The sequence below is a fragment of the Haemophilus sp. HMSC071C11 genome (genome assembly GCF_001837655.1).
In the GTDB taxonomy this organism is placed as follows: Bacteria; Pseudomonadota; Gammaproteobacteria; order Enterobacterales; family Pasteurellaceae; genus Haemophilus; species Haemophilus influenzae.
In genome coordinates this window covers 40,032-60,274 of the sequence record NZ_KV833409.1, presented here as the reverse complement: position 1 = coordinate 60,274, position 20,243 = coordinate 40,032, and the positions used below count along the sequence as shown (strand labels likewise).

Here is a 20,243-nt window from a genome sequence, read left to right as displayed (position 1 = left end):
GAATAATGAATCCTTTATTAGATGTAAAAAATCTCTACGTTCGCTTCAAAACACCAGATGGCGTCGTCACAGCAGTGAATGACTTAAACTTCACGCTGAATGCAGGAAGCACGCTGGGCATCGTAGGCGAAAGTGGATCAGGCAAGTCACAAACAGCCTTTGCTTTAATGGGTTTATTGGCAGCCAACGGTGAAGTGGAAGGCTCTGCCATTTTTGAAGGGAAAGAATTAGTTAATTTACCGAATGCTGAATTGAATAAAATCCGCGCCGAGCAAATTTCCATGATTTTCCAAGATCCAATGACGTCGCTAAATCCTTACATGAAAATCGGTGAACAACTCATGGAAGTGCTGCAATTGCACAAGGGCTATGATAAACAAACTGCCTTTGCCGAATCCGTGAAAATGTTAGACGCAGTTAAAATGCCAGAAGCTAAAAAACGCATGGGCATGTATCCGCACGAGTTTTCTGGCGGTATGCGTCAACGGGTGATGATTGCGATGGCCTTATTATGCCGTCCCAAACTACTCATTGCAGATGAACCAACAACCGCTTTGGATGTGACCGTTCAAGCACAAATCATGACTTTGTTAAATGAGTTAAAACACGAATTTAATACTGCGATTATTATGATTACCCATGATCTTGGGGTAGTGGCTGGTATCTGCGATCAAGTCATGGTGATGTATGCTGGACGAACCATGGAATACGGCACATCGGAACAAATTTTCTATTATCCAACCCATCCCTATTCCATAGGCTTAATGGATGCGATTCCTCGCTTAGACGGCAATGAAGAACACCTGGTAACCATTCCTGGCAATCCACCGAATTTATTGCATTTGCCAAAAGGTTGTCCATTCTCACCTCGTTGCCAATTTGCTACCGAACAATGCCAAATTGCGCCAAAACTGACTACATTTAATCACGGTCAATTACGTAATTGTTGGTTATCAGCGGAGAAATTTAACCTATGACAGTCTCAAACAACAAAGAATTACTCCTTGAAGTCAATCACTTAGGCGTCAGTTTTAAAATTAAAAATGATAAATCCCTTTTCTTCGCCAAACCGCAAACCTTAAAAGCGGTGAAGGATGTGTCTTTTAAACTTTACGCAGGTGAAACTCTCGGCGTAGTAGGTGAATCTGGTTGCGGTAAATCCACACTTGCACGCGCTATTATCGGTTTAGTCGAAGCGAGTGAAGGGGAAATCTTGTGGCTTGGTAAACATTTACGAAAACAATCAGCGAAACAATGGAAAGAAACGCGTAAAGATATTCAAATGATTTTCCAAGACCCACTAGCCTCTCTCAATCCGCGAATGAATATTGGCGAAATCATTGCTGAGCCATTAAAGATCTACCAACCGCACTTAAGTGCCGCCGAAGTGAAAGAAAAAGTGCAAGCTATGATGTTGAAAGTTGGGCTTTTACCGAACTTGATTAACCGCTACCCACATGAATTTTCTGGTGGTCAATGTCAGCGTATCGGTATTGCTCGTGCGTTAATCATTGAGCCCAAAATGATCATTTGTGATGAGCCCGTTTCAGCGTTAGATGTGTCGATTCAGGCTCAAGTGGTGAATTTATTGAAATCCCTGCAAAAAGAAATGGGGCTTTCCTTAATTTTTATCGCCCATGATTTAGCGGTAGTAAAACATATTTCTGACCGCGTATTAGTGATGTATTTAGGCAATGCAATGGAATTAGGCAGCGATGTGGAAGTATATAACGATACCAAACATCCTTATACCAAAGCCTTAATGTCTGCTGTTCCGATCCCCGATCCAAAATTGGAACGCAATAAATCCATCGAATTACTTGAAGGTGATTTGCCTTCGCCAATTAATCCACCGTCTGGTTGCGTATTTCGTACTCGCTGTCTAAAGGCTGATGAGAATTGTGCGAAACAAAAACCACCTTTCACCAGCCAAAACAACAGCCATTTTGTGGCTTGCTTGAAAGTCTTATAAAACAAAAAGTGCGGTTAAAATTCACCGCACTTTTTACTTTTACAATCCTAACTTTTCTTCAATTACCTTAGCCAAATCATCTAGCATCGCATAACGTTTACGATACATGGAACGTTTTTTACTTGGAATATCATCCAGATTTCTATCCATTTCTAAAGGCAATTCCCAGTAATCTTTTAATTCTCCGCCTGATTCGCCAAAAATTGCATCATAGTCCACTGTATATTGTTTGCTTTGGATGAAACGAGATTTATTTTGGTATTTTTGTGGAATGCCCAGCAATTTATTGTAGCCTAGTATTTTTGTGAGTGATTTCATGGTTTCAACCATTAAATAGGCAGGGCGTAAACCGTGGCATAATTTGGTTAGTTGTTTCACCATTTCCTTTGAGCCTTCAAAATTTGGCCCTTGTACAACAGCAATAAGCAACGCATCGCCTAATTTGGCAAAAGTAAGCAAATAAACTAATTCATTTCTTGGTTTATGCCATAGCTCCAATACCCAATATCCTTCCATTGGTTGATGGGTTGTCATGCTTAATGTCATTTCAAAATCAGGAATGACTTCGCCAAAACTTAATGGTTTTTCCCATAACGGCGTAGAAAGTGCGGTAAGTTTTTCGGGTAAAAATAAAAGATTCTCACAAACGGCATGAAAACGTTGTGATGCGTTAAAACGCTTATCTAAAAAACGACAAGCAACAGGATAACTATAATCCAAGTGCGTATTAAAAATATCGACGAGAAAAGGATATTGATTGATAAATTGTTCAAAGCGACGAATTGAACCACGATTTAAAAAGCTACGTAAGTTATAACGCCAATGTTTTGGTGCATCAAAACGCCCTGGTCGATATGGATAAATATCCTTAGATTGAGGCCATTGGTAAGTTGTTTTTGTTGTCATCTGGATTGCCATTAATTGATTATAATTTCAGAGAGAATTTTGACATAATTTCAGGAAATTTTCCATTTATGCTATTCTAAACACAATTTTTAAAAGGAATACTTATGTCTGAAATTAAACTTAATTACCACAAAACCCACTTTTTAACGAGCGCGCCGAATATTCGTTCCATTCCTGAAGATACGGGCATTGAAATTGCGTTTGCGGGTCGTTCAAATGCAGGAAAATCAACCGCACTTAATGCATTAACCAATCAAAAAAATTTAGCGCGCACCTCAAAAACACCGGGGCGCACGCAATTGATTAACTTATTTGAAGTAGAGCCTAATTGTAAATTGGTAGATTTACCGGGTTATGGCTATGCCGCAGTGCCAGAGCAAATGAAAATCCAATGGCAAAAATCCTTGGGCGAATATTTGCAAAAACGAGAATGTTTGGCGGGATTGGTTGTGTTGATGGATATTCGCCATCCGCTTAAGGATCTTGACCAACAAATGATTGAATGGGCGGTTTCCGCAGATTTACCAGTACTTTTATTGCTAACTAAAGCCGATAAATTGAGCCAAAGCGCACGTAGTAAACAAGTAAAAATGGTGCGTGAAGCAATTCTTCCATTTCAAGGCGATATACAAGTTGAGGCTTTTTCTGCACAAAATAAAATTGGTATTGATAAATTGGCGGCGAAATTAGATTTTTGGTTTTCGCCACTTTTTGCGAAATAAAATATGAATTTTGCGATCTAGATCGCAAAAAAAGCACGGAATGAATGATTTCATTACGTGCTTTTTTTATAGTGCAAAAACTATCTTCATTTTTACCGCACTTTAAGGATTATCATGTCCCTTGCTATTGTTTACAGCCGTGCTTCTATGGGTGTGCAAGCGCCGCTAGTCACCATTGAGGTGCATTTAAGCAACGGAAAACCAGGATTTACACTTGTTGGTTTGCCAGAAAAAACCGTGAAAGAGGCACAAGACCGGGTGCGTAGTGCGTTGATGAATGCACAATTTAAATACCCAGCCAAGCGTATCACAGTGAATCTCGCCCCTGCGGATTTACCGAAAGAAGGTGGGCGATTTGATTTGCCTATTGCTATCGGAATTTTAGCTGCATCGGATCAGCTTGATGCAAGCCGTTTAAAGCAATTTGAATTTGTGGCTGAACTTGCGCTGACGGGACAATTGCGTGGCGTACATGGTGTGATTCCCGCTATTCTTGCAGCACAAAAGTCAAAGCGAGAGTTAATTATCGCGAAACAAAATGCTAATGAAGCCTCGCTCGTGTCTGATCAAAATACTTATTTTGCACAAACGCTTTTAGATGTAGTGCAATTTCTCAATGGTCAGGAAAAATTACCCCTCGCCACTGAAATTGTGAAAGAAAGTGCGGTAAATTTTTCAGGTAAAAATACGTTAGATTTAACGGATATTATTGGACAACAGCACGCTAAACGAGCATTGACCATTGCCGCAGCGGGGCAGCATAATTTGCTCTTTCTTGGCCCACCGGGTACAGGAAAAACCATGTTAGCCAGCCGTTTGACAGGGCTTTTACCTGAAATGACAGATTTAGAAGCGATAGAAACAGCATCTGTAACGAGTTTAGTTCAAAACGAGTTAAATTTTCATAATTGGAAGCAACGTCCTTTTCGCGCACCACATCATAGTGCATCAATGCCAGCTTTAGTTGGTGGCGGAACGATCCCAAAACCAGGCGAAATATCCTTAGCAACAAATGGGGTACTTTTTCTTGATGAACTTCCAGAGTTTGAACGAAAAGTGTTAGATGCACTACGTCAGCCTTTGGAAAGTGGTGAGATTATTATTTCTAGAGCCAATGCCAAAATTCAATTTCCGGCTCGTTTTCAATTGGTGGCTGCAATGAATCCAAGCCCCACAGGCCATTATACTGGGACACATAACCGTACTTCACCGCAGCAAATTATGCGTTATTTGAATCGACTTTCAGGGCCATTTTTAGATCGTTTTGATTTATCTATTGAAGTGCCTTTATTGCCACAAGGCAGCTTACAAAATACAGGTGATCGTGGCGAAACCAGCGCGCAAGTTCGTGAAAAAGTGTTAAAAGTGCGTGAGATTCAAATGGAAAGAGCAGGGAAAATTAACGCTTATTTGAACAGTAAAGAGATTGAGCGTGATTGCAAGTTAAATGATAAAGATGCCTTTTTCCTTGAAAAAGCACTGAATAAACTGGGGCTTTCTGTTCGGGCTTATCATCGTATTTTGAAAGTTTCTCGAACCATTGCCGATCTACAAGGAGAACAACAAATTTCTCAACCGCACTTGGCGGAGGCCTTGGGCTATCGAGCAATGGATCGTTTGCTGCAGAAATTGTCGAATATGTAAAAACGCATGGAAAGAATACCACGCGTGAAAGGATTAGTAAGTGCTTTGAGTGTCTTGAGTACCGCTAATAATTGCAATGCCAGCACTTGCACCAATGCGAGTCGCACCCACCTTAATCATTGCAAGTGCAGTTTCAGTATCACGCACACCGCCTGATGCTTTAACACCAATATTGCCGACCGTTTGTTTCATCAATGCAACATCTTCTACAGTTGCGCCGCCTTTGTTGAAACCCGTTGATGTTTTAACAAAAGCCACGCCGATTTCTTTACAAATTTCACAGGCTTTCACTATTTCATCTTTAGTGAGCAAACAAGTTTCTAAAATCACTTTTAATGGCGTGCCATTACAAGCATTAAATACCGCTTGAATATCTTGTTTTACTGCATTCCATTTTTGCGATTTTATCCAACCTACATTGATTACCATATCAATTTCATCTGCACCTGCTTTAATGGATTCTTGTGTTTCAAATGCTTTGACTGAGGTTAAATTCGCCCCCAAAAGGAAGCCAACTACGGTGCAAATTTTTACATTTGAGCCAGCAAGTTTTTCTTTAGCGAGTGGAATATAACCAGAATTGATACATACAGAATAAAATCCGTGTTCAATCGCTTCATTACAGAGTATCGAAATATCTTGTTCATTTTTTTCTGCGGTAAGTGCGGTGTGATCGATATATTGAGCAAGTTGATTCGGTGTCATGATTTTCCTCCTTTTATTTATGTTTTACCTATTGTAGCAAAAATTCTTTATTTTTGACTATGGTTTTACGCTCAATTACAATCATCTCAACAAGATAAGGAATAAATAAAATGAAGATTAAAAAATTACTCAAGAATGGATTATCCCTCTTTTTAACTTTTATTGTGATAACTAGCATACTGGATTTTGTTCGTCGCCCTGTAGTGTCAGAGGAAATAAATAAAATCACGTTACAAGATCTTCAAGGGAATACGTTCTCTCTTGAAAGTCTTGATCAAAACAAACCCACATTACTTTATTTTTGGGGAACTTGGTGTGGTTATTGTCGTTATACTTCGCCAGCAATTAATTCTTTAGCAAACGAAGGCTATCAAGTTGTATCGGTGGCATTACGTTCAGGCAATGAGGCGGACGTAAATGATTATTTAAGTAAGCATGACTACCACTTCACTACGGTTAATGATCCTAAAGGGGAATTTGCAGAACGATGGCAAATTAATGTGACGCCCACAATTGTGTTGTTGAGTAAAGGCAAAATGGATCTTGTTACGACCGGCCTAACGAGTTATTGGGGATTAAAAGTGCGGTTGTTTTTCGCAGAGTTTTTTGGCTAAGCGGTAGAAAATCTATTACAATACGCAGACTTATTTTAAAGAGGACAGAATTATGATTATCGTAACAGGCGGCGCTGGTTTTATTGGCAGCAATATTGTCAAAGCATTGAATGATTTAGGGCGCAAAGATATTTTAGTGGTGGATAACTTACAAGATGGCACGAAATTTGCCAATTTAGTTGATTTAGACATTGCAGATTATTGTGATAAAGAAGATTTCATTGCTTCTATTATTGCAGGAGACGAATTTGGCGATATTGATGCGGTATTCCACGAGGGGGCATGTTCTGCGACTACGGAATGGGATGGCAAATACATTATGCACAATAACTATGAATATTCTAAGGAGTTGTTGCATTATTGCCTTGACCGCGAAATTCCTTTTTTCTATGCCTCAAGTGCAGCAACTTATGGAGACACCAAAGTATTCCGTGAAGAACGTGAATTTGAAGGCCCATTAAATGTTTATGGCTATTCTAAATTCTTGTTCGATCAATATGTACGCAACATTTTGCCAGAAGCAAAATCGCCAGTATGTGGTTTCCGTTATTTCAATGTTTACGGGCCGCGTGAAAATCATAAAGGTTCTATGGCGAGTGTGGCATTCCACTTGAATAACCAAATCTTAAAAGGCGAAAATCCAAAATTATTTGCAGGCAGCGAAGGATTCCGCCGTGATTTTGTTTATGTGGGCGATGTGGCTGCAGTGAATATTTGGTGTTGGCAAAATGGTATTTCGGGTATTTACAACCTTGGTACAGGAAATGCAGAAAGTTTCCGTGCGGTGGCTGATGCGGTAGTGAAATTCCACAGTAAAGGCGAGATTGAAACCATTCCATTCCCAGAGCATTTGAAATCTCGTTATCAAGAATATACGCAAGCAGATTTGACTAAACTTCGTTCAACAGGCTACGATAAACCATTCAAAACAGTGGCGGAAGGCGTGACTGAATATATGGCATGGTTGAATAGAAAATAAATTATTAATGTAGTAAATCCCCTATAGCTTATCGGTATAGGGGATTTTATTTAATATAATTGTGATAAATGTGTTAAATAACGCTCATAAGCACTTTGATAATTTTTCACCTGTGATGAGTTGGGATAAGCTTTTGAGTTTTCATCTAAGTGAATGAAGGTTTCGCATAAAAATTCCAGTTCTCCTTCTCCATTTGCCCACATAGCTTGAATTGCTCCTCCTAATGCAGCAGCTTCTTCTTCCTGCAAACATACCACTTCAGAATTCATCACATCAGCAATCATTTTCCGCCAAAATGAGCTTTTCGCGCCACCTCCAATTAGGCGAATTTGTGAGGTTTCGAGGCCAGCTTGACGAAATAAATCTAAGCCATAGCGAAGCGTAAAAGTAGCACTTTCCATCATTGCTCGACAAAGATTTTCTCGTGTGAAATTACTTGAATCTAATCCTAAAATGCTCGCTTTTGTATTGGGTAAAGGTGGAACTCTTTCACCATTAAAGAATGGCAAAATAGTGATGCCATTCGCACCAATAGATGCTTGTTGAGCAAGTTGATTTAATTCTTCAATATCAATATTGAGCAAATTCATTAGCTGTTTATTTGAGGAGGTTATATTCATTACACAAACCAGTGGTAACCAGCCATTATTACTTGAACAAAAATTTGCGATCATTGGTGGTAAATTAAGTAATGGCTTTTGCGTATAAGCATACAAGGTACCAGAAGTACCGAGACTCATCGTAGCAATCCCTTCTCGAATATTTCCTGTACCAATTGCTCCCATCATATTATCGCCACCACCTGTGGAGACGATGACATTCTCATTAAAACCAAATAAAGTCGCAATTTCAGGTTTAATCACACCGATTTTTTGTTCAGCAGAAAGTAATTTTGGTAACACTTCATCCATATTTAATTCTGGCGCAAGATATTTGAAAACTTCTCTTTTCCATTCTCTTTTCACAACATCGAAATAACCACTACCAGAAGCATCACCAAATTCAGTGCAGAATTTTCCTGTTAGCCAATAATTTAGATAATCGTGCGGCAGCATAATTTTGCGAATATTGGCAAATTTGTCAGGATAATTTTGACGAAACCAACTCAGTTTTGAAGCCGTGTAACCAGTTTGACAAATGATGCCTAATTTTTCAAATACGGCTGTTTGTCCGCCTAATTTTTCGATCAGTATATCATTTTCCGTAGCGGTTTCTGTATCACACCAAAGCTTAGCCTTATATAGAGGACGATCGTTTTTATCTAACATTACCAGTCCATGTTGTTGCCCTGAAATGCCTATTCCCTTCACTAAATTAGGTGAAAAGTGCGGTGAATTTTTTGCTTGTTTCAATGCAATTTGTAATGCTTGCTGTAATGCCTCAATCCACCAATTTGGTTGTTGTTCACGTCTTCCATTGGATTGTGTAATTAATTCATGTTTTGCGTAACCAACTCCAATCACTTTTTTTTGGACAGAATCAAGCACTATTGCCTTTGTTCCTTGTGTGCCACAATCAATTCCTATATACATAATGTCTCCTAAAATAAAAAAGTGCGGTGGAATACAACCGCACTTTTGCTTCATTTTTAGCTATAAATAACTTGGTTTACCAAATTTTCCAAATATTCTTGCTGACCTGAAACTGGTTTTGGTGCTAAATCTTTTTGTTGGACAAGTTGCGCAAGTGTTTCAAGTGAAGTTTTGCCTTGCAAAATATGCTGACCAAGTTCACTATTCCAACCTGCATAGCGTTCATTAACAATTTTTTGTAAGGTTTCCTCTTGTAACATTTTTGCTGCACGTTTTAAGGATAATGCCAATACATCAATTGCACCGATATGAGCGTAAAATAAATCATAAGGATCAATACTTTGTCGGCGAATTTTCGCATCAAAATTAAAACCTCCAGTAGTAAAACCACCATGTTTTAAAATTTCATACATAACTAACGTGTTTTCTTCAACACTATTTGGGAATTGGTCGGTATCCCAGCCTAATTGTGAATCGCCACGATTAGCATCAATTGAGCCAAAAATATCTAATGCACAAGCTGTTGCAATTTCATGTTGAAAGGTATGGCCAGCAAGCGTCGCATGGTTAGCTTCAATATTAACTTTAATTTCTTTTTCTAAACCAAATTGTTTTAGGAAACCATACACTGTTGCCACATCATAATCATATTGATGTTTAGTTGGTTCTTGCGGTTTTGGCTCAATTAATAATGTACCTTTAAACCCAATTTTATGCTTATGTTCTACCACCATTTGCATAAAACGACCAATTTGTTCACGTTCACGTTTCAAATCGGTATTCAATAAAGTTTCATATCCCTCACGTCCACCCCATAATACGTAATTTTCTCCACCTAAACGTTGAGTGGCATTCATCGCATTAAACACTTGTGTTGCAGCCCAAGCAAAAACCTCAGGATTAGGATTGGTTGCTGCACCAGACATATAACGAGGATTAGTAAAACAATTTGCAGTTCCCCATAAGAGTTTTACACCCGTTTCTACTTGTTTGCGTTCTAAAATATCAACAATATGATGAAAATTTTGTACATATTCCCGCACTGAATTACCTTCAGGTGCAATATCGACATCATGAAAACAATAATAAGGCACGCCTAACTTATTCAAAAACTCAAAAGCAATATCGGCTTTTTGTTCTGCACCAGCAAGCAAATTTGGATTTTTCTGCCAACTTCGCTCCAAAGAACCTAGCCCAAACATATCATTCCCATTCCAGCAAAAGGTATGCCAATAACACACCGCTAAGCGTAAATGTTCAGCCATAGTTTTACCTAAAATTACTTGATTAGCATCATAATGTTTGAAAGCAAAAGGATTTGTGGATTTTTCTCCCTCAAAGGAGATTTTTTCAATTTTATCGAAATAGGTTGTCATAACATTTTCCTCTCTAGGTGATGAAATTTTTCGCATTTTTGTGAAAAACTAACTTTTCATCAATTATGTTATTTAATTTTTCTATGTTGATTATTTGCAACTGTGGCGTGGATCACAGTTGTGAAAAAACGTAATAGATAAAGTAGTTTTAGTAATTTTAATTCTTTTCTTCTTTGACTAAAGTAAATTTGCCTTATACATCAGGAGGAATAATGAATAATTTTTATAATTTTGATGTGATTATTGATCGTCTAAATACATTTAGTGCTAAATGGAATGTAGATAATGATATTATTCCAATGTCTGTTGCGGATATGGATATTCCAGCCCCTCAGATAATGATAGATGAATTAGAAAAATTTAATCGTTTAGGAATTTATGGTTATACTGAATTACCAGCCGACTATTACAAGATAATCAGTGATTATATTTTCGAACAATATCATTATTCTGTTCTCTCTGAAAAAATTGTATTTTGCCCAAGAATAATCCAAGCCGTATCTATTTATATACGAGCATTTACAAAAGAAAATGATGGAATATGTATTCTATCACCTTCATATAGTCCAATATTAAACAAGATAAAATTAAATGACAGAAAATTATATCAATGTCCTTTGGTTTATGAAAATAGAAAGTATCATATTGATTTTCATTTATTAGAGGAATGTTTTAAACATTCTAAAGTATTTGTTTTAATTTCTCCTCATAATCCAACTGGAACGATTTGGAATAAAGAAGTCCTTATTAAAATTATAAACTTAGCTAAAAAACATAATGTATTTATCATTTCCGATGATGTCCACGCAGACTTTACACTAACAAATGACTCCCACTATTTAATATCATCATTAGATGAATGGGTAGCAAATCACTCAATGATCTGTTTATCCCCAGCAAAAACTTTTAATATTCCTGGATTGGAAATAGCTAACCTAATTATTGAGAATAAAGAAATTCGAGAAAAATTTATAAAAGAAATGATGGCATTAGGTATACATAATCCAAATTATTTCTCTATACCAGCTATTATTTCGTTATATAAATATTGTACTGATTGGGTAATCTATCTAAAAGAATACATAAAGAATAATAAGAAGATAGTAAAAGAATTTTTCAATGAGTATATTCCATTATTAGATATTACTGAAAGTGATGGAACTTATTTACTTTGGATAAACTATAAAAAGCTAAGTATAAATGAAAATGAATTAGCTTATTGGATTAATAATTTATCAAGAGTAAAAGTATCTTTGGGGAGTGAATTTGGCAAAGAGGGAGATGGTTTCTTTCGTATGAATGTCGCTATGCCTAGAAAAAAATTATTAGAAGCATTGAATCGAATCAAAAATGGGTTTTGTTTATTAAACAATAGGGAGATTTAATATGAAAACCACTCATCGCACAAGAATGCCAACAACATTAGAAGCTTTTTCACCAATCATTGTGATGCTATTACTGTTAGGGCTTGGGTATGCTTTATTTGATTTGCCAGCAGAGCCATTAATGATTATTTCAACGGTATTTGCTGGTTTTTTAGTTATTAAATTAGGTCATTGCTATTTAGATATTTTAGACGCCATTTCAGAAAAAATAGCTAAAACAATGCCTGCGCTATTAATTTTAATTACTGTAGGATTATTAATTGGAACTTGGATTAGTGGAGGAACAATTCCTATGATGATCTACTACGGACTAAAAGCAATATCACCAGAATATCTTTATGTGACAGCCTTATTCCTTACTGCTATTGTTTCCATTTGTACTGGAACCTCTTGGGGGTCAGCAGGGACTGTCGGTGTGGCATTTATGGGAGTTGCGATTGGATTAGACGCCAATTTGGCTGCTACGGCAGGTGCTGTGGTCGCTGGTGCGTATTTTGGAGATAAATTATCGCCATTATCTGATACAACCAATATTGCATCCGCAGCTGCTGGCGTAGATTTATATGAGCATATAGTTCACTTACTTTATACAACATTACCATCTTTTATTCTTTCGGCTACTGTCTATGTGGTATATGGTTTAAACTACGATTTTTCTAATGTAGCGACTCCAGAAAAAGTAAATACAATGATTCATGAGTTAGAGCAAGTTTATCATTTTAACTTTCTATTACTTATTCCAGTCGCTATTGTATTATGGGGATCTATTACTAAGAAACCGACTATTCCAGTGATGTTATTATCAGCATTTATCGCAATTATTAATGCTATCTTAATTCAAAAATTCTCTCTATCTGATGTGATTAATAGCGCAGTTAATGGATTTGATACCTCAATGATTCACCATACTTCAGTTAGCTCTGATTTAAGTCGTTTGTTGAATCGTGGTGGAATGAACTCAATGATGGGAACACTATTAATTTGTTTCTGTGCATTATCATTTGCAGGTGTATTACAATTGAGCGGTGCATTAACCGTGATTATTCAAAAATTACTCACCTTTGTTCATTCAACTCTTTCTTTGATTATTACAACGATTCTTTGCGGTCTAACAATGATTGGGGTTACTTGTAATGGGCAAATTTCTATTCTAATTCCAGGAGAAATGCTTAAAAATGCGTATGTAGAAAAAGGATTACATCCAAAAAATCTAAGTCGAACAGCAGAAGACTCCGCAACAATTATTGAACCTATTTTGCCATGGACTGCCGCAGGTGCATATATGGCAGGCACATTAGGTGTTGCAACATTGTCTTATTTACCTTGGGCAATTTTATGTTGGAGCGGTATTATCTTTGCTATTATTTATGGTGCAAGTGGAATAGGTATTGCGAAGCTAAAAAAATAAATGTGGTATTGGATATAAAAATGGCCAGTTATTCTGGCTATTTTTATCTTGAAGCTAAATATCTTTTCTATTATAACTTAAATAGCAATTTCCCATAGATAAGGATATAAAATGACGGAACAATACTACAAAATTGCCCTCTTATTTAATGCAAACAAAGTATATGATCGGCAGGTGGTGGAGGGTATTGGACAATATATTCAGGCATCGCAATGTATGTGGGATATTTTTGTAGAAGATGAATTTATCTATCATACTGATACTATTAATCAACTTTCTATTGATGGCATTATTGCAGACTTTGATGATCCAAAAACTGTTGAATTATTGCAACACACTCTTATTCCTACTATAGCAGTTGGTGGATCTTATAAACAAGCTGATTTTTATCCGCACTTTCCTTATGTAGCAACAGATAATATGGCATTGGTTGAAATGGCTTTATCTCATTTACAGGAGAAAGGACTGTCACAGTTTGCATTTTATGGTTTGCAAGTAAATACTCATAAGCATTGGTCTATAGAACGAAGAGATGCTTTTGTAGAGTTGATGGAGAAAAATCATTACCCTATTTACCTATATGAGGGTGTGCAGGTTCATGCTCAAAATTGGTTGGAAGAGCAACAAAAGCTAATTGTCTGGTTAAAATCTCTTCCTTCTCATACTGGTATTATTGCTGTTACGGATGCGCGTGCTCGTCATTTATTGCAGGCTTGTGAATACAGTAAAATTGCTGTACCTGAAGAGCTTTGTGTGGTTGGTATTGATAATGAAGAATTGATCCAATATTTATCGCGTATGTCCCTTTCCTCCGTAGAACAAGGCACGAGAGAGATTGGTTATCAAGCTGCGAAATTATTACACAAATTACTCAATGGTCAAAAAGTTTCACATACCCCTATTTTAATTCCACCGATTACCGTTCACTCTCGAAATTCTACAGATTATCGATCATTAACAGATCCGCTTGTCATTCAAGCAATGCATTATATTCGTCATCGTGCCTGTCATCGAATTAAAGTAGAACAAGTTTTAGATCATCTTGAAACCTCACGTTCTAATCTTGAACAACGTTTTAAGAATGAAATGAATAAAACAATTCACCAAGTCATCCACGAAGAAAAAATTTCCCGAGCAAAGAATTTATTACAACAAACAGATATTTCTATTCAAGAAATTGCTGAGATTTGCGGCTATCCATCAATTCAATATTTTTACTCTGTTTTTAAGAAAGAATTTGAAATGACTCCTAAAGAGTTTCGACTAAATTGTTAAAGGAGCATATTTTTATTCAACTCTGTGCCATAATAACAAGTATTTTTGACCGCACTTTTATCTGAAAGACAGAAAATGAATATTCTAATTATTGGCCCATCTTGGGTTGGCGATATGATGATGTCGCACAGTTTGTACCAGCAACTGAAAATTCAATATCCAAACTGCAATATTGATGTGATGGCACCGAATTGGTGTAAGCCTTTGCTTGCGCGTATGCCAGAAGTGCGTAAGGCGATTGAAATGCCATTAGGGCACGGAGCCTTTGAATTGGGAACGCGTTATCGTTTAGGTAAGGCATTGCGCAATCAATATGATATGGCGATCGTATTACCAAACTCCTTGAAGTCAGCTTTTATTCCCGCTTTTGCAAAAATTGCGGTGCGTCGTGGCTGGAAAGGGGAAAGCCGTTATTTCTTGCTTAACGATTTACGCAATAATAAACGTGATTATCCTATGATGGTGCAACGTTATGTCGCGTTAGCTTTTGAGCAAAATGCGGTACCGAAAGCGGCTGATATTCCTGTTCTAAAACCTTATTTAACCGTTGATCCCACTCAACAAGCTGAAACCTTAAAAAACTTTAAAAAACAAACCGCACTTTTAGGCGAGCGTCCAATTATTGGTTTTTGTCCTGGTGCGGAATTTGGCCCGGCAAAACGTTGGCCACATTATCATTATGCAAAATTAGCAGAAATGTTAATTACCCAAGGCTATGCTGTGGCGCTATTTGGTTCAGCTAAAGATGAACCAGTGGGAGAAGAAATTCGTCAAGCACTGCCAGAAGCGTTGCGTGAGTTTTGTGTCAATTTAGCAGGAAAAACCAACTTAAATGAAGCAGTGGATTTAATTGCAAATTGTACGGCGGTCGTGACCAATGACAGTGGTTTAATGCATATTGCGGCAGCAGTAAATCGTCCATTGATTGCACTTTATGGACCAACTAGCCCACAATATACGCCGCCGCTTTCAGATAAAGCAACGATTATTCGTTTAATTGAAGGTGGATTGATTAAAGTCCGTAAAGGCGACAAAGAGGGGGGGTATCATCAAAGTTTGATTGATATTACGCCAGAAATGGCATTAGAAAAATTGAACGAACTGTTGGCAAAATAATGAAAGTTTGCTTAGTGAAAAGAAAACTTATAAAGATATTACTTATAAGATGACTTGTTTCATAAAAAATGCTCGCACTTGGCGAGCATTTTTATCTTTTATATTTTCTTAGTCTAAGGCTTTACCTTTTAATTCAGGGATTAAGAAAATTGTCGCTAACATATCAATTACGTAGATAATCGCAAGTAGAGCGATGGCCGTTTGGAAAGAGTAAGCAAGTACAACTGCGCCCACAACTACAGGTCCAAATCCCCCTACGGCACGACCAATATTGAAAAGTACGTTTTGTGCCGTTGCTCGAGCTTCTGTTGGGTAGGCTTCCGCCATCAATGCACCGTAACCGCCCAGCATTCCGTTCACAAACATACCTAAAAATGCCCCAGCAAGAAGCATGATGTCAGGATCGGTAAGTTGTGAGTAAACCACGATACTTATCACTGCGCCTAATTGGAAAAGTAAGAAACTTGGTTTGCGTCCGATTCGGTCGGCGAGTTGTCCGAAAATCCAAATGCCAGCCATCATGCCGCAGACGGTAACGGCGGTCCAAAGCCCAGATTTAGTTAAACTGAATCCAAGTTGTTTTGATAAGAAATTAGGTAACCAAATCATAATGCCGTAATAACCGAAGTTTTGTACAGAAGTGAGTACGACGATACCAAGACTAATTTTGCTCGTGGCTTTGTCTTTAATCAGAAGCTGGAATGAACGTAATTTATCAGTAAAGCTGGATTGCGTTGAAAGTGCGGTTTGTTTTTGAGTGAAAATTTCAGGTTCGTGCAGATGAGAACGTAAGAACCAAGCGACAAATGCAGGGAAGATACCCACTAAGAACATTCCACGCCAGCCAATATGCGGGAGCAATAATGGTGTAAGCAACGCAGCACCTAACACACCAACTTGCCAACCCAATGCAACATAAGATGCTGCTTTCGCTCGGTGGCGTGCAGGCCATGCTTCTGCTGCTAGAGCCATCCCAATTCCAAATTCACCGCCTAAGCCAATACCAGCAATTGTGCGATAAATCAGTAAATCCCAATAACCTTGTGCAATCGCACATAAACCAGTAAACACCGCAAAAAGAAGAATAGTCCAAGTCAGTACGCGTACACGACCGTATTTATCGCTTAATGCACCAAATAAAATGCCGCCAAATACGGCACCAATCAGAGTCCAAGTTACGAGAGATCCACCTTGGGCGGGTGTTAGATTTAAGTCTGCGGAAATTGCACTAAGCATGAAACCTAAAATGAGAAGATCGAAACCGTCCATTGCATAGCCGACGGCAGAGCCAATTAAGGCTTTCCAGCCATAACTGTTTACTTTGTTTGTCATGATGTGTCCTTTTGTTACTCGCGGGTAACATTTAAAGTGAAAAGAAAGATGATTAAAAATCGGTGGCTAGTTTACTGCATTAATAAAAAAATTCAATGAACAGAATATGAAAAGAAGAAAAAATTGATTTTGAATAAGAAGGAAAGGATAAAATAAGGGGATTAAACAATCTAATGTCATTCAGATTGAACTACTCTAGTCTTAATAAAAGTGCGGTAAAAATTCACCGCACTTTATTCTTTTTTGTTTATCCCTCAATCCCTTCAAACAGTGCTGTGCTTAAGTAGCGTTCAGAAGCTGAAGGCAAAATAACAACAATGAGTTTATCGGCAAATTCTGGTAATTTAGCTAAGCGATCTGCAGCCGCGACAGCTGCACCAGATGAAATACCTGCAAGAATGCCTTCTTCCGCCATTAAGCGACGAGCTGTGGCAAGTGCGGTATCACTATCAACAGTTTCTACGCGATCAATAATAGATAAATCTAAATTTTTGGGAATGAAACCCGCACCGATACCTTGAATTTTGTGTGGACCTGGTTTTACTTCTTCACCCGCTAAAGTTTGACTAATGACCGGAGATTCCACTGGCTCAACGGCAACAGAAGTGATTTGTTTACCAAAATCTAATTTAATCGCGCGAGAAATACCCGTAATCGAACCACCTGTTCCTACGCCAGCAACAACAACATCGACTTTGCCATCCGTATCTTTCCAAATTTCAGGCCCTGTTGTTTCTCGATGAATTTGTGGGTTGGCTGGATTTTCAAATTGTTTAAGCATGACATAGCGGCTTGGATCAGAAGCAACAATTTCTTCTGCTTTCGCAATAGCACCTTTCATTCCTTTTGCACCTTCGGTAAGCACTAAATTTACACCCAATCCGCACAATAAGCGTTTTCTTTCAAGACTCATTGTTTCTGGCATAGTGAGCGTGATTTTATAACCTCTAGCCGCCGCAACATAAGCCAAAGCAATGCCCGTGTTACCACTCGTTGCATCTACAATCTCTTTCCCTTTTGTGAGCGTGCCATCTTTTTCTGCTTGCCACACCATATTCGCCCCAATACGGCATTTTACGCTGTAGCTTGGGTTACGACCTTCAATTTTTACCACCACATTGCCGTTATGGCCAAAGTGTTTTAAACGCACAAGCGGCGTATTTCCGATAGAATAAGAATTGTCTGCATAAATTGTCATAATATTTCCCTTTCGTTGGACTTCGTTAATGTTGGTTTATTTATAGTACCGCACTTTTGATTAAAAAAATAGTTATTTGATCTATTTATAACTGTAGGCTATTTAACAATCCCTGTATTTTCTGAACGAACATCAAGCCCCGTTTGAGAGGAAAAAGATCTATTCATATTAAAACCTAAGTCATTACGATAATTTTCCACCCACATCAGCGTCGCACCACATACTGCAACAGGCATAATTAATAAATTAATCACTGGCACAAATGTGCAACAAGTAACCAATCCACCAAAAGTTAAACTTTGAGTTCGTTGATTGCCAAGTGCATTTTTCATGATATCAAAAGAGACTTTGTGATTATCAAAAGGATAATCACAATATTGAATTGCCATCATCCAACAAGTGAACAAGAAAGTAAGTACTGGCACGATGGTTTGCCCAACCAGAGGAATAAAACTCAGTAAAAATAAGGCGATAATTTTGGGTAGGCTATAACGTAATTTTTGCCACTCTCGAGCAAGCATACGAGGCACATCCCTCATTATATCCACGAGACTATCATCATTAATATTTTCCTCCGTCAGCATTTTTTCTACTTTTTCCGCCAACAAACCATTAAAGGGGGCTGCGATAAAGCCAGAAAACGTGGTAAAAGTAAAATAAAAGAGCAATAAAATCGTTAAAATCGAAAGTGTCAGTAAAATGACACTGAGAAAACTAAGCCAATCTGGAATAAAATTCATCACCCAATCAATAGCACTGCTGATTTGGCTAATAAAAAGCCAAAATAAACCACAAAGCAAAATGGTATTGAGCAAAATTGGAATAATAACAAACCGACGCAAACCTTTTTGTGTGATGAAATGCCAGCCCATCACAAAATAGTGGAAACCAGATTTTAATTCATTAAGATTTAACATTTTTCTTTCCTTTCAATAAAAATATGCTTAAAACAGACCGCACTTTTCCTTTAAAATTCCACACTTTGAAGTATTTTTTCACCTACTGAAATATGGTAGCATTAGCACCATTTATAGCACTCTCGCCGAACTATCGCGCGTAAGGAATAAAAATGGATTTAAATACAATTTTGATTATTGTGGGTATCGTAGCACTTGTCGCCTTAATCGTACACGGATTATGGTCAAATCGTCGTGAGAAATCAAAATATTTTGATAAAGCCAATAAATTTGACCGCACTTCTCCAACATCTAGATCCCATACGCAAGAAGAAATGGTACAGCCAAACAATATTTCGCCGAATACCTATGTGGAAAATGGGCATACACCAATTTCTCAACCGACCACAGAAAAATTACCATCAGAAGCTGAATTGATCGATTATCGCCAAAGCGATAAAAGTGTGGATGACATCAAAATTTCTATTCCTAACACGCAACCTATTTATGATATGGGGAATCATCGTTCCGAGCCAATACAACCAACGCAACCTCAATACGATATGCCAACCGCAAATAATGTCGCAAGTATGACCTTAGAACAACTTGAAGCACAAAGTCAAAATGTTGGTTTTAATGGCATTAATTCATCATCGCCAGAATTAAGAGTGCAGCTTGCAGAATTATCTCACGAAGAACATCAAGTAGACTACAACCTCTCGTTCAATGAACCAAAAGCAGAAACGACAGCTCAGCCAAAACAAACAACTGGCTATATTCAACTTTATCTTATTCCAAAATCTAGCGAAGAATTTAATGGTGCTAAATTGGTGCAGGCTCTTGAAAACTTGGGTTTTATCTTGGGTAAAGATGAAATGTATCATCGTCACTTAGATTTAAGTGTGGCAAGTCCCGTGCTTTTTAGTGTGGCAAATTTAGAACAACCCGGCACATTCAATGCTTATAACTTAGCGGAATTTAACACCATAGGAATTGTATTATTTATGCAATTGCCCTCTCCAGGTAATAATCTTGCTAATTTACGTATGATGATGCGTGCTGCCCATACATTAGCCGAAGATTTACAAGGTGTTATACTGACTGAAGAACAAGAAATTTTTGATGCAAATGCAGAGCAAGCCTATCTTGCTCGAGTGTAAATTCATACCTTAAATTTACCGCA

18 protein-coding genes are annotated in these 20,243 nt (G+C 37.7%); 11 read left to right on the top strand and 7 right to left on the bottom strand.

The genetic code is table 11. From position 1 onward, the window contains the following. The first annotated feature begins 5 nt into the window (after positions 1-5). Together HMPREF2644_RS03845 and oppF are read left to right on the top strand one after the other, a co-directional pair. Entirely contained in the window at positions 6-977 is a 972-nt protein-coding gene (locus tag HMPREF2644_RS03845) for an ABC transporter ATP-binding protein (RefSeq protein ID WP_005670792.1), read from the top strand. Continuing rightward, entirely contained in the window at positions 974-1,972 is a 999-nt protein-coding gene (oppF, locus tag HMPREF2644_RS03840; RefSeq protein WP_005657282.1) for a murein tripeptide/oligopeptide ABC transporter ATP binding protein OppF, read from the top strand. Before HMPREF2644_RS03845 ends, oppF begins: the two co-directional genes overlap by 4 nt. 39 nt (positions 1,973-2,011) lie before the next feature. On the opposite strand, the gene HMPREF2644_RS03835 is transcribed toward oppF, so the two are convergent. Further along, complete coding sequence (locus HMPREF2644_RS03835; RefSeq protein ID WP_032824635.1) at positions 2,012-2,878, bottom strand: VirK/YbjX family protein; 867 nt, start codon at positions 2,876-2,878, stop codon at positions 2,012-2,014. Positions 2,879-2,982: 104 nt separating this feature from the next. Between HMPREF2644_RS03835 and yihA the strand changes: the two genes are divergently transcribed. Both yihA and HMPREF2644_RS03825 read left to right on the top strand, forming a co-directional pair. After that, positions 2,983-3,600 carry a ribosome biogenesis GTP-binding protein YihA/YsxC gene (gene yihA, locus HMPREF2644_RS03830; RefSeq protein WP_005662749.1) on the top strand — a complete coding sequence of 206 codons (618 nt, stop codon included), beginning with the start codon at positions 2,983-2,985 and terminating at the stop codon, positions 3,598-3,600. 114 nt (positions 3,601-3,714) lie between these two features. Next, positions 3,715-5,244 carry a YifB family Mg chelatase-like AAA ATPase gene (locus HMPREF2644_RS03825; RefSeq protein WP_032824634.1) on the top strand — a complete coding sequence of 510 codons (1,530 nt, stop codon included), beginning with the start codon at positions 3,715-3,717 and terminating at the stop codon, positions 5,242-5,244. 33 nt (positions 5,245-5,277) lie between these two features. On the opposite strand, the gene deoC is transcribed toward HMPREF2644_RS03825, so the two are convergent. Next, positions 5,278-5,949, bottom strand: coding sequence for a deoxyribose-phosphate aldolase (gene deoC, locus HMPREF2644_RS03820; protein WP_070828244.1), 672 nt, complete (start codon positions 5,947-5,949; stop codon positions 5,278-5,280). 110 nt (positions 5,950-6,059) lie between these two features. Between deoC and HMPREF2644_RS03815 the strand changes: the two genes are divergently transcribed. Both HMPREF2644_RS03815 and rfaD read left to right on the top strand, forming a co-directional pair. Continuing rightward, the gene (locus HMPREF2644_RS03815) at positions 6,060-6,563 is read left to right on the top strand and encodes a protein disulfide oxidoreductase (protein ID WP_032824633.1); all 504 of its coding nucleotides are present in this window, start codon (positions 6,060-6,062) and stop codon (positions 6,561-6,563) included. Positions 6,564-6,615: 52 nt separating this feature from the next. Beyond that, complete coding sequence (rfaD, locus tag HMPREF2644_RS03810; protein ID WP_070828243.1) at positions 6,616-7,542, top strand: ADP-glyceromanno-heptose 6-epimerase; 927 nt, start codon at positions 6,616-6,618, stop codon at positions 7,540-7,542. A 50-nt stretch (positions 7,543-7,592) separates the two neighbouring features. Here rfaD and xylB read toward each other — a convergent pair whose 3' ends face one another. Both xylB and xylA read right to left on the bottom strand, forming a co-directional pair. Further along, complete coding sequence (xylB, locus tag HMPREF2644_RS03805) at positions 7,593-9,074, bottom strand: xylulokinase (protein WP_070828242.1); 1,482 nt, start codon at positions 9,072-9,074, stop codon at positions 7,593-7,595. Positions 9,075-9,130: 56 nt separating this feature from the next. Continuing rightward, a complete protein-coding gene (gene xylA / locus HMPREF2644_RS03800; protein ID WP_070828241.1) occupies positions 9,131-10,450 on the bottom strand; it encodes a xylose isomerase in 1,320 nt (439 codons plus the stop codon). A gap of 212 nt (positions 10,451-10,662) precedes the next feature. Here xylA and HMPREF2644_RS03795 point away from each other — a divergent pair, with 212 nt between their 5' ends. The 4 genes from HMPREF2644_RS03795 (at position 10,663) to waaF (ending at position 15,634) form a co-directional block, all read left to right on the top strand. Then, positions 10,663-11,835, top strand: coding sequence for a MalY/PatB family protein (locus HMPREF2644_RS03795; protein ID WP_070828240.1), 1,173 nt, complete (start codon positions 10,663-10,665; stop codon positions 11,833-11,835). A 1-nt stretch (position 11,836) separates the two neighbouring features. Next, positions 11,837-13,243, top strand: a complete 1,407-nt coding sequence (nhaC, locus tag HMPREF2644_RS03790; RefSeq protein ID WP_005651758.1) for a Na+/H+ antiporter NhaC — start codon at positions 11,837-11,839, stop codon at positions 13,241-13,243. A 111-nt stretch (positions 13,244-13,354) separates the two neighbouring features. Next, complete coding sequence (locus HMPREF2644_RS03785; RefSeq protein WP_011272388.1) at positions 13,355-14,518, top strand: XylR family transcriptional regulator; 1,164 nt, start codon at positions 13,355-13,357, stop codon at positions 14,516-14,518. Between the two features lie 75 nt (positions 14,519-14,593). Continuing rightward, positions 14,594-15,634, top strand: a complete 1,041-nt coding sequence (gene waaF, locus HMPREF2644_RS03780) for a lipopolysaccharide heptosyltransferase II (protein ID WP_011272387.1) — start codon at positions 14,594-14,596, stop codon at positions 15,632-15,634. A 108-nt stretch (positions 15,635-15,742) separates the two neighbouring features. Here waaF and HMPREF2644_RS03775 read toward each other — a convergent pair whose 3' ends face one another. From HMPREF2644_RS03775 to cysZ, 3 genes are all read right to left on the bottom strand, one after another. After that, a complete protein-coding gene (locus tag HMPREF2644_RS03775; RefSeq protein WP_005632805.1) occupies positions 15,743-16,966 on the bottom strand; it encodes an MFS transporter in 1,224 nt (407 codons plus the stop codon). Positions 16,967-17,213: 247 nt separating this feature from the next. Continuing rightward, entirely contained in the window at positions 17,214-18,164 is a 951-nt protein-coding gene (gene cysK / locus HMPREF2644_RS03770; RefSeq protein ID WP_005690723.1) for a cysteine synthase A, read from the bottom strand. A 98-nt stretch (positions 18,165-18,262) separates the two neighbouring features. Further along, the gene (gene cysZ / locus HMPREF2644_RS03765) at positions 18,263-19,081 is read right to left on the bottom strand and encodes a sulfate transporter CysZ (protein ID WP_005690724.1); all 819 of its coding nucleotides are present in this window, start codon (positions 19,079-19,081) and stop codon (positions 18,263-18,265) included. 152 nt (positions 19,082-19,233) lie between these two features. Here cysZ and zipA point away from each other — a divergent pair, with 152 nt between their 5' ends. Further along, entirely contained in the window at positions 19,234-20,220 is a 987-nt protein-coding gene (gene zipA / locus HMPREF2644_RS03760) for a cell division protein ZipA (RefSeq protein WP_005690727.1), read from the top strand. Positions 20,221-20,243: the final 23 nt, after the last annotated feature.

What these genes read in the sequence shown, in the direction of transcription:
- xylA (WP_070828241.1), bottom strand. Translation starts at nt 10,450, where the DNA reads ATGACAACCTATTTCGATAAAATTGAAAAAATCTCCTTTGAGGGAGAA.
- HMPREF2644_RS03785 (WP_011272388.1), top strand. Translation starts at nt 13,355, where the DNA reads ATGACGGAACAATACTACAAAATTGCCCTCTTATTTAATGCAAACAAA.
- cysK (WP_005690723.1), bottom strand. Translation starts at nt 18,164, where the DNA reads ATGACAATTTATGCAGACAATTCTTATTCTATCGGAAATACGCCGCTT.
- xylB (WP_070828242.1), bottom strand. Translation starts at nt 9,074, where the DNA reads ATGTATATAGGAATTGATTGTGGCACACAAGGAACAAAGGCAATAGTG.
- cysZ (WP_005690724.1), bottom strand. Translation starts at nt 19,081, where the DNA reads ATGTTAAATCTTAATGAATTAAAATCTGGTTTCCACTATTTTGTGATG.
- HMPREF2644_RS03795 (WP_070828240.1), top strand. Translation starts at nt 10,663, where the DNA reads ATGAATAATTTTTATAATTTTGATGTGATTATTGATCGTCTAAATACA.
- deoC (WP_070828244.1), bottom strand. Translation starts at nt 5,949, where the DNA reads ATGACACCGAATCAACTTGCTCAATATATCGATCACACCGCACTTACC.
- oppF (WP_005657282.1), top strand. Translation starts at nt 974, where the DNA reads ATGACAGTCTCAAACAACAAAGAATTACTCCTTGAAGTCAATCACTTA.
- HMPREF2644_RS03825 (WP_032824634.1), top strand. Translation starts at nt 3,715, where the DNA reads ATGTCCCTTGCTATTGTTTACAGCCGTGCTTCTATGGGTGTGCAAGCG.
- HMPREF2644_RS03845 (WP_005670792.1), top strand. Translation starts at nt 6, where the DNA reads ATGAATCCTTTATTAGATGTAAAAAATCTCTACGTTCGCTTCAAAACA.
- nhaC (WP_005651758.1), top strand. Translation starts at nt 11,837, where the DNA reads ATGAAAACCACTCATCGCACAAGAATGCCAACAACATTAGAAGCTTTT.
- waaF (WP_011272387.1), top strand. Translation starts at nt 14,594, where the DNA reads ATGAATATTCTAATTATTGGCCCATCTTGGGTTGGCGATATGATGATG.
- HMPREF2644_RS03775 (WP_005632805.1), bottom strand. Translation starts at nt 16,966, where the DNA reads ATGACAAACAAAGTAAACAGTTATGGCTGGAAAGCCTTAATTGGCTCT.
- zipA (WP_005690727.1), top strand. Translation starts at nt 19,234, where the DNA reads ATGGATTTAAATACAATTTTGATTATTGTGGGTATCGTAGCACTTGTC.
- rfaD (WP_070828243.1), top strand. Translation starts at nt 6,616, where the DNA reads ATGATTATCGTAACAGGCGGCGCTGGTTTTATTGGCAGCAATATTGTC.
- HMPREF2644_RS03835 (WP_032824635.1), bottom strand. Translation starts at nt 2,878, where the DNA reads ATGACAACAAAAACAACTTACCAATGGCCTCAATCTAAGGATATTTAT.
- yihA (WP_005662749.1), top strand. Translation starts at nt 2,983, where the DNA reads ATGTCTGAAATTAAACTTAATTACCACAAAACCCACTTTTTAACGAGC.
- HMPREF2644_RS03815 (WP_032824633.1), top strand. Translation starts at nt 6,060, where the DNA reads ATGAAGATTAAAAAATTACTCAAGAATGGATTATCCCTCTTTTTAACT.